The 14,573-nt window shown below is 38.1% G+C and carries 11 protein-coding genes; 8 read left to right on the plus strand and 3 right to left on the minus strand.

Annotation, left to right across the window (positions count from 1 at the left end):
* Positions 1-39 precede the first annotated feature (39 nt).
* From VHP32_04780 to VHP32_04795, 4 genes are read left to right on the plus strand one after another with little or no spacing between them, the layout of a single operon-like run.
* Positions 40-1,242 (plus strand): Type 1 glutamine amidotransferase-like domain-containing protein, encoded by a 1,203-nt coding sequence (locus tag VHP32_04780; GenBank protein HEX2787200.1) that lies wholly within the window; start codon positions 40-42, stop codon positions 1,240-1,242.
* A gap of 11 nt (positions 1,243-1,253) precedes the next feature.
* A complete protein-coding gene (locus tag VHP32_04785; protein HEX2787201.1) occupies positions 1,254-2,789 on the plus strand; it encodes a DUF3536 domain-containing protein in 1,536 nt (511 codons plus the stop codon).
* Positions 2,790-2,839: 50 nt separating this feature from the next.
* Positions 2,840-4,468, plus strand: coding sequence for a 4-alpha-glucanotransferase (locus tag VHP32_04790; GenBank protein ID HEX2787202.1), 1,629 nt, complete (start codon positions 2,840-2,842; stop codon positions 4,466-4,468).
* On the plus strand, positions 4,461-7,025 hold the full coding sequence (locus VHP32_04795; protein HEX2787203.1) for a PEP/pyruvate-binding domain-containing protein: 2,565 nt from the start codon (positions 4,461-4,463) through the stop codon (positions 7,023-7,025). Before VHP32_04790 ends, VHP32_04795 begins: the two co-directional genes overlap by 8 nt.
* A 7-nt stretch (positions 7,026-7,032) precedes the next feature.
* On the opposite strand, the gene VHP32_04800 is transcribed toward VHP32_04795, so the two are convergent.
* The 3 genes from VHP32_04800 to VHP32_04810 all read right to left on the minus strand — a co-directional run bounded on the left by VHP32_04800 (position 7,033) and on the right by VHP32_04810 (position 9,455).
* Positions 7,033-7,701 (minus strand): class I SAM-dependent methyltransferase, encoded by a 669-nt coding sequence (locus VHP32_04800; protein ID HEX2787204.1) that lies wholly within the window; start codon positions 7,699-7,701, stop codon positions 7,033-7,035.
* Entirely contained in the window at positions 7,701-8,387 is a 687-nt protein-coding gene (locus VHP32_04805; GenBank protein HEX2787205.1) for a YiiX family permuted papain-like enzyme, read from the minus strand. The genes VHP32_04800 and VHP32_04805 overlap by 1 nt, the downstream gene beginning before the upstream one ends.
* Before the next feature lie 126 nt (positions 8,388-8,513).
* The gene (locus VHP32_04810) at positions 8,514-9,455 is read right to left on the minus strand and encodes a sterol desaturase family protein (protein HEX2787206.1); all 942 of its coding nucleotides are present in this window, start codon (positions 9,453-9,455) and stop codon (positions 8,514-8,516) included.
* Between the two features lie 232 nt (positions 9,456-9,687).
* Between VHP32_04810 and dnaN the strand changes: the two genes are divergently transcribed.
* The 4 genes from dnaN to gyrB all read left to right on the plus strand — a co-directional run bounded on the left by dnaN (position 9,688) and on the right by gyrB (position 14,518).
* Positions 9,688-10,827, plus strand: a complete 1,140-nt coding sequence (dnaN, locus tag VHP32_04815) for a DNA polymerase III subunit beta (protein HEX2787207.1) — start codon at positions 9,688-9,690, stop codon at positions 10,825-10,827.
* Between the two features lie 5 nt (positions 10,828-10,832).
* Positions 10,833-12,014, plus strand: a complete 1,182-nt coding sequence (recF, locus tag VHP32_04820) for a DNA replication and repair protein RecF (GenBank protein HEX2787208.1) — start codon at positions 10,833-10,835, stop codon at positions 12,012-12,014.
* Positions 12,015-12,199: 185 nt separating this feature from the next.
* Positions 12,200-12,508 carry a DUF721 domain-containing protein gene (locus VHP32_04825; GenBank protein HEX2787209.1) on the plus strand — a complete coding sequence of 103 codons (309 nt, stop codon included), beginning with the start codon at positions 12,200-12,202 and terminating at the stop codon, positions 12,506-12,508.
* 6 nt (positions 12,509-12,514) lie between these two features.
* Positions 12,515-14,518: a DNA topoisomerase (ATP-hydrolyzing) subunit B gene (gyrB, locus tag VHP32_04830; GenBank protein HEX2787210.1), complete on the plus strand. Its 2,004-nt coding sequence runs from the start codon at positions 12,515-12,517 to the stop codon at positions 14,516-14,518.
* Positions 14,519-14,573: the final 55 nt, after the last annotated feature.

Here is a 14,573-nt window from a genome sequence, read left to right on the forward strand (position 1 = left end):
ATATTCTCTCATAATATTTTGGTAATTATTAATAATTAATTGAAACGACCCAAACAAATTGTAGCGCTTGGCGGCGGAATGTTTTCCATGGAGCCGGAAAACGGTTTATTGGATAAGTATTTGCTTAACCTTGCTATGGTTGAGAAACCTAAAATCTGCTTTCTTGGAACCGCAAGCAATGACGGACAAGAATATATTGATTTGTTTTATAAATTTTTCCGGGAGCAGAACTGCATACCGACACATCTTCCTTTAGCTGAGACAACGAAAACTTTAAAAGAGATTGAGAAGATTATTCTTGAACAGGATATTATTCACGTTGGCGGTGGCAACACAAAACTGATTATGGAAACATGGATGAAATATGGTGTCGATAAAATTATGAAGAAAGCATGGCAGAGAGGCGTGATACTTTCGGGGATGAGCGCAGGCGCAATCTGCTGGTTTGAGGACGGAATTACAAATCCTAATCCCGGTGAGCTTGACCGCCTTGAATGTGTCGGACTTCTCAAAGGAAGTTTTTGTCCGCACTATGATGACAGACCGGAATTGAGAGAGGTTTTTAAAAAATTAATTCTTGAAGATGTGATTGATGAAGGATATGGTGTTGAAGACGGTGCGGCACTGCATTTTGTAGATTCGAAACTGCTTCGCATAGTTGCATCACGTCCCGGTAAGACGGCTTTCAAAGTTAAAAAAGTAAAGGATAAAATTGTCGAAGAGAAACTTGAATCGATTTATCTCGGGAAGGAATCCGATTTCAAATCTGTTTCAGTTGATAAAGCAAAGTATGACACAATAAAAACGACATACGAATTTATTTCCGTTATAAACTCTCATGATGCAAAAAAGATTATCGAGATGATTACCGATGACCATTCATTCATCGATTCAATGGGAACGATTGCAAAAGGAAAAGATACTCTACTGAAGGCATGGAAAGGTTACTTTGACTGGTTCCCTGATTATAAAATAACACTCGAGCATACTTATGTCGATGATACTTCGATTGCAATTTTCGGCAAGGCAAGCGGAACGTTTGATGTTAACGGAAAGCTGTTGAAAGAAAACCGTTTTGAAATGCCTGCTGCATGGCGTGCAGAAGTAATTGAGGGAAAAATTTCCTTATGGCAGGTGTATGCGGATAATCATCCCGTTTGGCAAATCATCGAGCGCAATGAACGCGAACCCGACGGCGAAATTCTGACCAAAATAAAATTGCTTTCTGCAATTGAGCATTAATTAAAAATTAAATGAGTGCAAAAAAATATCTGTGCATACACGGTCATTTTTATCAGCCGCCTCGCGAGGATGCATGGACAAACGAAATAAGCCCCCAGCCATCCGCAGCGCCTTTTCACGACTGGAACGAAAGAATTTTTCAGGAATGTTATAAACCAAACGCACACGCAGTAATTGTGGATGACTCCGATAACGTAATTACTAAAGTTAACAACTACGAATATCTCAGCTTTAATTTTGGTTCGACTCTTATTCACTGGATAAAAAAAATTCATCCCAAAACATATCAATTAATAATAGATGCCGATAAAATAAGCGTTATAAAACGCAAAGGGCACGGTAATGCAATCGCGATGGTGTATAATCACATCATTATGCCGCTTGCAAATGAACGCGACAAAATAACACAGATAAAATGGGGAATTGAAGATTTTAAATTTCACTTTAACCGCGAGCCGGAGGCAATATGGCTTTCAGAAACTGCATGCAATCAGGCGACTGTTGAAGCTTTAATTAATGAGAATATAAAATACATTATTCTTGACCCTTCGCAGGCAGAAAAAACCAGAAAAGCAAAGCGTGGCAAGTGGAAAGATGTAAGCAACGGTAGTATAAATTCCAAGATTGCATATCGTTGTTATTCGGAAAAACTAAAAAATAAATTCATAAACATTTTTTTCTATGACGGACCGCTTTCACGAAACATTGCATTCGATGACCATATATATGATGCAACAAAGCTTGCAAACAGAATTATGCAGAATGTTGATGCTAAATGCAAAACAGACCAGCTTATTTCAAGTGCAATAGACGGTGAGACCTTCGGTCATCATAAAAATTTTGCTGAAAGAACTCTTGCATATTTGTTTTATGAACTTGCGCAGAGGTCAGGATTAACAGTTACAAATTTCGGTGAGTATCTTGAAAACCATCCTTCAGAGTATGAAGTAAAAATTAAAACAGGTCGCGACGGTGAGGGAACTTCGTGGAGCTGTATGCACGGTGTCGGAAGATGGAAAGAAGACTGCGGATGCTCGGGAGGGGGAATAAATGGATGGAATCAGGAATGGCGCTCGCCTTTACGTGACGCATTGAACTGGCTGCGTGACAAGATTGCAAAAATTTATGAAGATGCGGGAAGTCACTTTTTAAAAGATGTATGGAATGCGAGGAACGATTACATAAAAGTTATTTTAACCCCTGATTTAAAGACCGGCTCTGAGTTTTTTTATCATAATGCGAAAAGGTATCTGAGTTCGGAAGAATCTGAGTTTTGCATTAAACTTCTTGAGATGCAAAGATATGGTTTACTGATGTTCACAAGCTGCGGATGGTTTTTTGCGGACATTTCAGGAATAGAAACGATTCAAATACTTCAATATGCTGCTCGAGCGATTGAAATTGCTTATGAAGTTTCGGGGAAAAATTTGGAGAATCAATTTTTGGAAAAGATTGCTGAAGCAAAGAGCAACAAACCCGAAGAAAAAAACGGACGTGAAATTTATCTGAAGCATTTCGCTAAACGAGTTCCTGATTTTCATAACTAAATTATTTATTATCGAAGTCATTTCCGTGCAGACGGGAATCCCCGGTTGAAATGGATTACAGTTATTTATTAAATACTCATACCGCCGACAAATGGCAACGAATCGGAATCAACCGCCGCGCAGGAGTATGCGCGCCTCTTTTTCATATTTATTCACAACAAAGCATAGGGATTGGTGATTTTTCAGATTTGAAACGACTTGTTGACTGGTGCAACATAACGGGTCAGACAATAATCCAGCTTTTACCTTTAAACGAACTCAGCCACGATTTCTCTCCATATAATTCCATCAGTACATTTGCGCTTGAACCTTGCTATGTTTCTCTCAGACATCTCAGAAGAGTTGAAATAAAAAGTTATGCAGATAACATTGCAAAGCTGAAAAAAAAATTCCCTGCTGGAGAAAAAAGAGTTAACTATGAAATTAAAGATGCAAAGTTAAAGCTTTTAAGAAAAATTTTCTTGAAGCTTAAGAATTTTAACTCAAGAAATTATAACAAATTTATCAGGACAAATATTTATTGGCTAAAAAGTTATGCTGCATTTAAGATTTTAAAACAAAAATCGGGTGATAAAGACTGGAGCAATTGGAATGAAATAAATAAAAATTTTTCTGAAGAACTCATAAAGAAAACCGAAGAAAAAAATAAAAAAGAATTTGAATTTTACTACTGGCTTCAGTGGCAGTTATATGAACAGCTCAAATCTGCAAGGCGATATGCAAACAGAAACAATGTTTTGCTTTTAGGCGATTTGCCATTTCTTGTTGCGCGTGACAGCGTCGATGTATGGTCACAACAAAATTTTTTTATACTGAACAAACAAGCCGGTGCTCCTCCTGACATGTATTTTGCCAAAGGACAAAAGTGGGGTATGCCGCCTTATGATTGGGGCAACATAGCAACCGATAACTGGGCATATATAAAAAACCGCCTTAAGTATGCGGAAAATTTTTATGATATGTTCCGAATTGACCATTTTGTGGGGTTGTTCAGATTATGGACATTATCTTATGAAGAGAATAAGTTGAAAAAAACCGGGGGTTCATTTGAACCCCAACAAGAAAATCTCTGGGAAACTCACGGAAGAACAATTATTTCCGAAATGAACTCTGCGACGGATATGCTTCCATGCGCGGAAGATTTGGGAACGGTGCCTCAGTGTTCATACACTGTTTTAAAAGAATTTGGAATTCCCGGAATCGATGTTCAGAGATGGAACAAGGTTTATCATGACGGATTTCACTTTAAAAATCCTCTCGAATACAGAACAAATTCCATTGCAACGGTCTCGACACATGATTCGAGCTTTCTGCCTGTGTGGTGGAAGTATGAAGCGGGATATATTGATAAGCTTGAAAGAAAATTTTTTTTAAATTTTCTTGGTTTAAATGAAGATCAGTTTGATACAGGATTTATTTATTGTGCATTGCAAAAAGTTATGGAAGCGGCTTCCATATTCAGCATTCAACTTTTACCTGAGTATCTTTATCTCGATGAAAATATTTTAGAAAAATATTCAGACTGGACTTACAGAATTAATTTTCCGGGATATGTAAGTCAGGATAATTGGTCAATTACTTCTCCTTGTTCACTCGAAGCTTTAAAAAGACTTGAGATAAACGATACTATTTTGAAAATTGTAAAAGAGAATAATAGATATGTAACGAAAGATGAATAATGGAAAAAACATATTGTATCTGCTTGGCGGAAACGGGAGCAATAAAATATGGTGGAATTATACGCTTCCGTATTTTGAAACTATTACTCCGGTGCCAATAGATTTTTCTCACCTTGATAATAAATCAAAAAATTTTAATTCTTTTAACTTTCTCGACAAGCTTGCTGATGATTTAGTTAAGCAAACCAAGCAGGGCTGTAACATTCTTGCATGCGGAATAAACGCTCTTGTTGTTTTGCGCGTCTGTGTTAAATATCCCAAGTATTTTAATAAAATAATTTTGTTTGCTCCCATCGGAGCGAATTTGTGGAAAAGCAAATATGGAAATTTGTTGTCGTCAGCCATTCCAAGAAAGATTGCGAAATATATTTTGTCAAACCATCCAAGAAGAATTTCAAAAAGACTTACAGACAGATACTGGAGCAAAAACATAATTAAAAAATTTACAGACGGCTATAAACAAACTCAGATTTTTGAGGAGTATTTTAAATATGTAAAACCATATAACGCTCTCGACCTAACCGAATGGATTGAAAATGACATTGAGATAATCTGGGGAGAGAAAGATAAAGTTGTGAGCATTGAAAATCTTCCTGCGTGGGATGCGATACTTGCGCGAGCGAACTTGAATATAACTGTAAAAAATAACTGGGGACATTATCCTTATTTTGAGCAACCAGAAGAATTTGTAAATACTATTCAAGAATCATTAATTACTAATAAAAATTCTTTTTCATCTCATACAAAATCAGGGAGATTAAAACTTGCAACAATTGAATCCAGTGCAAAAATAAAAGTCCCTGAATTTTTTACAATTAAAAATTCTGAGTTATCAGAATTTTCAATCAGTGCAGTTGAACAACATCTTTCAATTACTAATTACTCAATATTAAGTACTCATTCGCTGTATGCGGTTCGCTCGTCTTCATCAAATGAAGACAACATCGATTCATCGAGCGCAGGCCAATACGCTTCATTTATTAGTGTAAAAAAGGAAGAGCTTGCGGAAAGAATTTTTAATGTGTTTGCAAGCGGTGGAAAAGAACAAGTGAATGAAGTAATTGTTCAGGAGTTTATCGAGCCGATGGTTTCGGGTGTTGCGTTTGTAAGAAACATAAGCTGTGAGATCGAATGGGTCGAGGGGCATCTTGAAGAGCTTGTCAGCGGAAAGAAAAAACCTTTTCGTGCGATTGTTTCGGATATGAAAGGTGAATGGCAGAAAAACTGGAACATGTATGTCGAGGATGCACCGTTTGTTTTAATGCTTTCTAATCTCACGGATTTTTTAAATAAATGTATAAGTGTTTTTCAGTATCAGCATTCGGATATCGAGTGGGCTTGGGACGGAGAGAGTTATTACTTGTTGCAAATAAGACCTGTGACTTCATACAACTGGCACCGCGCTTTGACATCGGCAAATCTCGATGAGATTCTGCCAAAGCAAGTGAGCAAACTCATGGATTACGCGCAGGTTGGAGCGGCGGCGAGTATCAGCAGGATTTATTCTCTTTGGGATACGCGTGTTCTTGAAGACAATGAACCGTTCACGGTTTTGTATGAAAATGCATCGTACATAAATCTTGATTTGTATATGTCGTTGTTCAAAAGATGGGGATTACCCTCATCGGTTTTATCAAAGGACATTGGAGGAACAGCACCTGAATTACAATTTAATTTCTTTAAGTTCATAAAAAACACTCCGCGATTTTATAAAATGATTTGTGTTACCAGAAAATATATTTTATCGACTGAGCAACACATAAAAGAATTTGAGAAAGAACTTTTGTCGTTGAAAGAAACCGGTGAGTATATTAATTGGTTTGTTAGGTATTATATGTTCATTGTCCGCACGAACATAATCATAAAAGCGGCGAATTCGAGCTCGCGGGGAGCATTTCTTTATAAGAAAAATAAAATTTACAGTGAGCTTAATGAAAGCTCTAAGCACCGCACTTCTTTTGAAAGCGACCCTGCATCGCCAAGAAACACATCGGATTTTAAAAGTGTTGTTGAGCTTGAACAGCCACGAGGAACTGCGAAGCTGTTTTATGCTGCGGGTTTTTTTGGATTCAATAATTATTTTGTTTATGTCCGCGAGTGGTTTCGCGATAACAACATGCGGCTGTTTCAAAGACTGCATGCGGGTTTGCAAGGCACAGAACAGGGACGGGAGTGGCTTAAGAAATTCGATGCAGTGCGGAGCATTACGGGAACATTCTGGGCTGATGAAGGTGATGTATATGAACAGGATTTTTCATTTGTGATTTATCCCGGCTCGGCTGAAGGAGTTGTAGGTGAAGGGAAAGATATTTTGATTGTTGATTATCTTGACCCGGGAAAATACAGTGAGTATAAAAAATATAAAGCGGTCATCAGCAAAACCGGCGGTAAGTTTTCTCACGGCGCAATTCTTTTGAGAGAATTAAAAATTCCGTCAGCGATTGTAAGTAATGTTGAAAATGATTTGGAGGGTAAGAGGGTGAAGTATGAGAATGGGAAGGTATTTACTAATGAAAAGGATGACCCAGAGGGTACCCCTTTGCTACGCTCAGAATGACACACTTTTATTCTGTCCACACCAAAGAATATCTCCAGAATAATTGTCTTTTTATTTCGGCCCCGGGAAAATATTTATTGGCAAGTTTTATAAGCTCGCGATAAGTTAAATACACATCAGTTGCGCTGTGTTTTTTCCATTGGTCACGCTCGGTTTTCGGCGTTCTTATAAATCCGTTATGATAAATATTTTTTGCAATGCCGAGCGGAATGGATACACTTGCATTCAGTGCGTTTTCAATGAAGCTGTTTTGAAGAAGATCGATTATTATGAGTCTGCCGTTCGGCTTTAAATTATGTTTTACTTTTTCTGCGAATGAATCAAAATTAATATGATGTAAAACTGCCATGGTGATAATACATTCTAAATGATTTTCAGGAAAATCATAATTAAGATAATCCGCAGTAAAATATTTTATATTGTCTGAAGAGTTTAATTTTTGCGCATGTTCAGTCATTCTTTGAGACAAATCCAAACCTATTACCGATTCCGAATATTTTGCAACTTCTTTGCAGAGCTTACCCTGTCCGCTTCCGATTTCTAAAACATTTTTACAATTCGCAGGAAGATTTTTAATAACAAACTTATAAAATTCTTTGTTATGGTCCCATTTCTTTGCAGGAAAAGCGGAGATGACATCAAAGTCCTGCCGGATTGTTGAAGTGTATTCGGACATTAATTTGATTTTACTGTATAGAGTAACTCCGAATCATAAATATCTGCGGGTGAGATAACATCTTCGTTGTAAGGAATGTTGCTTCCATAACGTTCGCTCATTATGCGTTTAACTTCATCACCTGATAAGTCAAAGTCTTTTAATTTTTTTAATTTTCCGACTTCGATGTTTGCGGCATCTTTATAAATTTTCCAGACAAGCTCGGAGCAGTAAATTTTATCATCGCTCCATCCGAAGTATATATCATAATTTTTCCCAACAAAACTTTCTGCTTCGCTTTTCATATTTTTCACAATCTCAGAATTCAAAACTTCGCTGGCGTTGTTTAACCTTTTGATTACATAATGTTCATCGTTGCCGCGTGCAATCCATTTGTTTAGAGGCGTAATCTTAACTGGCTGAACGGCTTCATAAACAAGAAACTCGTTTCCGTTTTTAAAGATTATTCCGCAGTGAGTGTATTTCGATTTTGTTGCATCTTTAATTGCCTGACACTGCTTTGAGTTTAGCGATTGAAAAATTATATCACCTTCTTTAATGTTGTTTTGGTCAACAAGTGCAGTGATTTCTTCGTTGGCATTATTTAATCTTGTTTTCGGGTCATAATATTTTCTTTTGAGATAATATCCTGCTCCGAGCAGAAATAAAATTACGACTGTAATAATTATATATTTCCATTTTTTCATATGAAAAAAATATGTCCTCCCCCTAACACACCCCGCCTCTTCGAGGCACCCCTCTCAAGAGGGGATTTATTTGTTCTTTTTATAACAGCTGGTGAGACGGAGCATTCCGTCTTAAAATAGAAAAATTTACTCTCCCACATATTTATCATCTTTGAAGCTGCGGAAGGCGAAGAGGTGCTGCTTGAGATAGACGAATGAGTCTATGAAAATGACTTTGAAGAAATGAACTATTCGACCGCCAAATGTTCGCCTGTTGTTTGCTTCAGCGGCGTTGTGCATATCTTTCCCGGCGGTGTCCATGTTTTTAAAATCGTGCCAGGTCAGGTGCGAGAGCGGGTAGTCGGGAGTGTCGCTCAGCCCGTATTTAATGGGTTTGCGCTCGTCCGGGTTTGGATAAAATGCAGTGCCGAACATCCAGTCCCAGATTGCAAGCTTGGTTCCGTAGTTGTTCTGATACTCGCGACCTTCGTCATCGGAGTGATGCCAGCGGTGCATTTCGGGACCGTTGATAAAATACTGCAGCTTGCCGAGACGAACATCGATGTTTGAGTGAATAAACATTCCCCAGACTGCATCGACTGTTCCTTTCATGATTGCAATTTCAGGAGCAGCACCGAGAAGAATTATCGGAGCAAACTCAACGGTCTGGTTAATTAAAATTTCGAGAGCGTGCGAGCGAGAGCCGGAAAGCCAATCGACTGTGCGCGGGGAGTGATGCGCTTCGTGAGTACGCCACAGAAAAGAATTGTTATGCTGCCAGCGGTGAAACCAGTAAATGTATAAGTCATGCGTGACAAAGAAAAAAAGAAACTGCGCCCAGATTGGAATGCCGAGATTTTCCATCACGCTGTATTTGTAAAGGTCGGTATCGGCTTTAATCCAGTTAAGAAGTCCGAAGATGATAAGTCCAAGCAGATAACTCTGAACGACGGTGTATAAAATAAAATCGTAAAAAAATCCTTCACGAAAAAGCTTCTGCCCTTTCGTGTAAGGAAACAGTCTTTCGAGAATGACCATCAAAACGGCCGAGCCGCCGACTATGATATATGAAATTGTTTGTAAGTCCATTAAAAAATATTCAGTTGAAAAATAATTATAAGGAAAGTTTTTTTAAATGAAATTAAAAAACCTAAGCCACGAATTTGCACGAATTAACACAAATTTCACGAATGAAAATGAATAGCAAAAATTCTCTCTTTATGACCACTTTAAGCCGAATTACCAACTTTTATTTCATTGTATATTCTGCAAAATATGAGTATTTTTGTAGATAAATAATTAAATTTATAAAACTTACCGGATGAAATTCAAAACCACTTCCCAGGAGTTTGTAACAGCTTTTAATAAGCTAAATTCAGTAATCCCTACACGCTCTACGCTTCCGATTTTAGATAATGTTTTGTTCGAGTTAAGTGGAAATAAATTGACAATGCTGGCATCGGATTTGGAAATTTTTGTTAAATCATCGCTTGAAGTTACCGGCGGTGAGGACGGAAAAATTGCGGTCGATGCAAAACGCCTTTTGAATTTCGTGAGAACTCTTTCGAAAGAAGAATTGACTTTTGAGAGCTCCGACAACACAAAGCTTCTTGTTAAGACAAAGAAGAGTAAATATTCTTTTCCTTGCCAGGAAGCAGATGAGTTTCCATTGCCGGAAGAAACAAAATTGAAAAATGTAGTTAAGATGGACGGGGGCGTTCTGAAAAGATTTATCAGCAAAGTGATTCATTCGGTTAATACTGATGCTATCAGAAGAAACATGTCGGGAGTTTTGTTTGACATAAGAAAAGACCAGCTTCGTATGGTTGCTACTGACGGTTTCAGACTCGGAAAAATCATAAAAGAAAATTTTAATCATCCTGATATTCGCGACAGCAAGCTTGTTGTTCCGACAAAGACATGCAATTTATATATCCGCTTGAATGAAAATGAACCTGCAGAGCTGAGCTTCGATGAAAATATGCTGAAGATTGTTTTCGGTGATGTTGAGATTATTTCAAAATTGATTGATGATACATTCCCGAATTATGAATCGGTGATACCAAAGGATAACGACAAGACTTTAAAGACGAACACAAGTGATTTTCAGCAGTCGCTTAAAAGAGCGCAGATTGTTTCTGACAATATCACTCACAGAGTTAAATTGGAAATTAAGAATGATACGATTACGGTGAAAGCCGATAATCCTGAAATAGGCGCAGAAGGTGAAGAATCATTCGACTGCAGTTTTGTGAATAATGATGCCGAAGAAGATTTTGATAAGAAGCCGTTCTCGATTGCGTTCAATGCGGAGTATCTGCTTGAATGCCTGAACCAGATTGAAACGGATGAAGTGCTGATGAACTTTACGACGTCTTCGAAAGCCGCAATTGCAAATCCGACCGAGCAGAAGGAAGATGAAAACTTCATGGAGCTCGTAATGCCGGTAAGAATAAGTTAAATACATTGGTTTTAAAGAAGCTATTCCTCAAAAATTTCAGAAACTACATTTTTTTAGAAGCTGCATTTAACGGCAAATTCAATTTTATATACGGCAACAACGGCAACGGCAAGACGAATATTCTTGAGGCAATTTCGCTGGTTAGTCTTGCGAAGAGCTTTATAGGTTCGGGTGAGTCCGATTGCGTTAAGCAGGGCGAGAAAAGTTTTATTGTAAAAGGTGATTATGTAAATGACCTTGATAACGATGAGATTGTAAGTGTTGAGTATGACTCGGATGCAAAAAAGAAAACGTTCTTTCTCAATAAAGAAAAAATTACAAGTGTTTCATCGGAGCTGTTCGGAAAGTTTCCGGTTGTTTATTTAACTCCGCACAGCTTGAATATTTCTTACGGTAATCCTTCTGACAGAAGAAAGTTCTTTGATATTCTGATTTCACAGACAAGCAGAGTTTATCTCGACAGACTTAAAGAGCTGAACCGTTTGCTTCAGTTGAAGAATGCTTTGTTGAAAGATTATGTAATCTTCAAAAGGTATTCAAATGATGAGTTTAATTCGCTGTTTAATACATACAACGAAAAGCTTGTAGAGGTATCGGCGAACATAACTTTTAAGCGACTGAATTTTTTAAGAGAGTTTATTGCTGACTTCGAGAAAAGCTATGCGCTGCTTGTAAAAGACGGTGGTAAAGGGGAGATATGTTATTACTCGGAGTTCATTGGCGAGATTGATGTTTTAAAAGATAAAGAGCTTAGTGTCGAGGATCTGGAGAGTGTTTATAAAAAACGTCTTGCTGAATTCAAGAAAGAAGAAACCGGTAGAGTGCTTTCGCTTGTCGGTCCGCAGAGAGATGATTATGTTTTTAAGATTGCGAAAAGCGGTGATGTTTTTGATTTGAAAAATCACGGTTCGCAAGGTGAACATAAGACGTTCATAGTTGCAGTGAAACTTGCAGAGTATGAATATCTGAAGAGTAAAAAAAATACCGACCCGGTGTTGCTTCTCGATGATATTTTATCTGAGCTTGATGAGAACAGAGTATCGCAGATTATATCGCACTTGAAAGACTACGGGCAGATTTTTTTGACGACGATTGACAGGAATTATTTGAATAACATAAAGCAGTTTTATAAAGATAATGAAATTTCCGTTTTTAAAGTAACAAACGGAGAGGTGGTGCAGGAGTAAAGCGTTGGAGTCCCTTGCGGAGACTCCAACAGGAGAGTTAAAAACATTAACATGGTGTTAAACACACCCCGTCTCCGACAAGTCGGAGCCACCCCTCTCGAGAGGGGAATTTATTTGTTTAGAAGGGGTAAATTATTAAACAACCCCCTGACCCCCTTTATTAAGGGGGAATTATAAATGAGATTATGCCAAGAATAGATCAAAATCGTTTTAATAAAACAGTTTGTCTGAAAGACGAACTGAATGATTTTATGAAACACATTGGTCTTGATGACAGGATGCAGGATTTGAAAATCTTGAACGTGTGGGAAGAATGCGTAGGAAGCTCGATTGCAAAATTTTCCGAGCCGATAAGGATTGTTAAACATAAATTATACGTGAAAGTTGAAAACTCGGTTTGGCGTTATGAATTATCGGTGAGAAAAGATGAAATCATTCCGCGTTTAAACCAAAGCTTAAATAAAAAATTAATAAGAGAAATAGTATTTATATAAAAATATATGGCAAGTAACAGTAATACATACAAAGAGAGTGACATTAAGGTTCTTAAGGGACTTGAACACGTCCGCAAAAGACCTGCGATGTATATCGGCGACGTTTCGGCGAGAGGATTGCACCATCTTGTTTATGAGGTAGTTGATAATGCAATCGATGAAGCGCTTGCGGGATATTGCACGAAGATTACGCTGACGATAAACAAGAATGGTTCTGTGAGCGTTGAAGATAACGGAAGAGGTATTCCGACAGGAAAGCACCCGACTGAAAAAATTTCTACGCTTGAAGTTGTAATGACACAGCTTAATGCAGGCGGTAAGTTTGACAGAAACACTTATAAGGTTTCAGGGGGTCTGCATGGTGTTGGTGTTTCGGTAGTGAATGCGCTCAGTGAATGGCTTGAAGTTGAAGTATATCGAGACGGAAAGATATATTATCAAAAATATAAAAGAGGCGTGCCTGTTGCTCCTGTTAAAGAAACAGGAAAAGTTAAGGAAAAAACAGGAACCCGCGTAACGTTTTACCCGGATAATGAAATTTTCAAGGATGTTAATTTCAAATATAATACACTTGAAGACAGGCTGCGTGAGCTTGCGTATCTTAATAAAGACCTTACAATCAGAGTAAAAGATGAACGTGTTGCCAACAAAGATGTGACGTTTCATTACAAAGGCGGTATTATTGATTTTGTAAAATATCTTGATGAAGGTGAGAAATCTTTAACAGGCAAGCCGGTTTTTGTCGAGGGCAATAAAGAAAACATTCAGTGTGAAGTTGCATTTCAGTATAATGAATCTTACAACGATAACATTTATACGTTTGTGAATAACATTAATACGCACGAAGGCGGAACACACCTGGAAGGATTTAAGGCAGCGCTTACGAGAACACTGAATTATTTTGCACAGAAAAATAATCTAATCAAAAACGATAAGATTAACTTAACGGGTGATGATTATCGTGAGGGATTGACGTGCGTTATCAGCATAAAAGTTCCCGAGCCGCAGTTTGAAGGACAGACAAAAACAAAACTGGGCAACAGTGAAGTGAAAGGTATCGTTCAGACAATTGTGAATGAACAGCTTGGTGAGTTTTTGGAAACAAACCCGTCCGTTGCAAGAAGAATAATCGATAAAGCAGTTCGTGCTGCGGAGGCAAGAAGAGCGGCACAGCTTGCAAGAGAAACCGTGAGAAAGAAAAATGCTATCGACAGTTTCGGACTTCCTGGCAAGCTTGCTGATTGCTCGATTTCAGACCCATTGCAATGTGAGTTGTATCTCGTCGAGGGTGATTCTGCGGGAGGTTCTGCAAAGCAGGGGCGCGACAGAAGATTCCAGGCGATACTTCCGCTTAAAGGAAAAATTTTGAACGTAGAGAAAGCAAGAATTAATAAAATTCTTGAGAACGATGAGATTAAAAATATTGTAACCGCCATAGGTGCAGGGATTGGTAACTCGGATGACTTCGATGTGATGAAAGTCCGTTACGGAAAAATAATTATAATGTGCGACGCCGACGTTGACGGTTCGCATATCAGAACTTTGCTGCTGACATTCTTCTATCGTCACATGAAAGAAGTGATTGATGCGGAAAGATTATACATTGCACAGCCGCCTCTTTATAAAGTGAAGAAAGGCAAGCAGGAGTTTTATGCATATGATGATGCGGAAAGAGATTCGATTTTAAAGTCATTAAAGATTGATAAAAAGAGTCTGAAGCCAAAAGCAACCGTAAACGGCGAGGGAGCAACGGAAGAGATTGTCGAGGATGAAACGGGGGCAGTGCCTGAGGGCAGAGTTGCGATTTCGAGATTCAAAGGTCTGGGTGAAATGAACCCCGAGCAATTGTGGTCAACTACAATGAATCCCGAGACAAGAACGATTTTGCTTGTAACTAATGAAAATGCATCTGCGGCGGATAAGATGTTCAGAGTGCTTATGGGTGAGGAAGTCGAACCGAGAAGAAAGTTCATCGAGGACAATGCGAAGTATGCAAACATCGATGCTTAATAATAATGCATAGTTCAAAAATTTAATTTAAACTTATGAACCCGTTTGCTTTTTA

It is taken from the genome of Ignavibacteria bacterium (genome assembly GCA_036262055.1).
Classification (GTDB): Bacteria; Bacteroidota; Ignavibacteria; order Tepidaquicellales; family Tepidaquicellaceae; genus DATAJP01.

Bases quoted from the DNA above. Each gene is read 5' to 3' on its own strand.
- VHP32_04785 (HEX2787201.1), top strand. From the start codon at position 1,254: ATGAGTGCAAAAAAATATCTGTGCATACACGGTCATTTTTATCAGCCG.
- VHP32_04790 (HEX2787202.1), top strand. From the start codon at position 2,840: ATGGATTACAGTTATTTATTAAATACTCATACCGCCGACAAATGGCAA.
- VHP32_04795 (HEX2787203.1), top strand. From the start codon at position 4,461: ATGAATAATGGAAAAAACATATTGTATCTGCTTGGCGGAAACGGGAGC.
- VHP32_04800 (HEX2787204.1), bottom strand. From the start codon at position 7,701: ATGTCCGAATACACTTCAACAATCCGGCAGGACTTTGATGTCATCTCC.
- VHP32_04805 (HEX2787205.1), bottom strand. From the start codon at position 8,387: ATGAAAAAATGGAAATATATAATTATTACAGTCGTAATTTTATTTCTG.
- VHP32_04810 (HEX2787206.1), bottom strand. From the start codon at position 9,455: ATGGACTTACAAACAATTTCATATATCATAGTCGGCGGCTCGGCCGTT.
- dnaN (HEX2787207.1), top strand. From the start codon at position 9,688: ATGAAATTCAAAACCACTTCCCAGGAGTTTGTAACAGCTTTTAATAAG.
- VHP32_04825 (HEX2787209.1), top strand. From the start codon at position 12,200: ATGCCAAGAATAGATCAAAATCGTTTTAATAAAACAGTTTGTCTGAAA.
- gyrB (HEX2787210.1), top strand. From the start codon at position 12,515: ATGGCAAGTAACAGTAATACATACAAAGAGAGTGACATTAAGGTTCTT.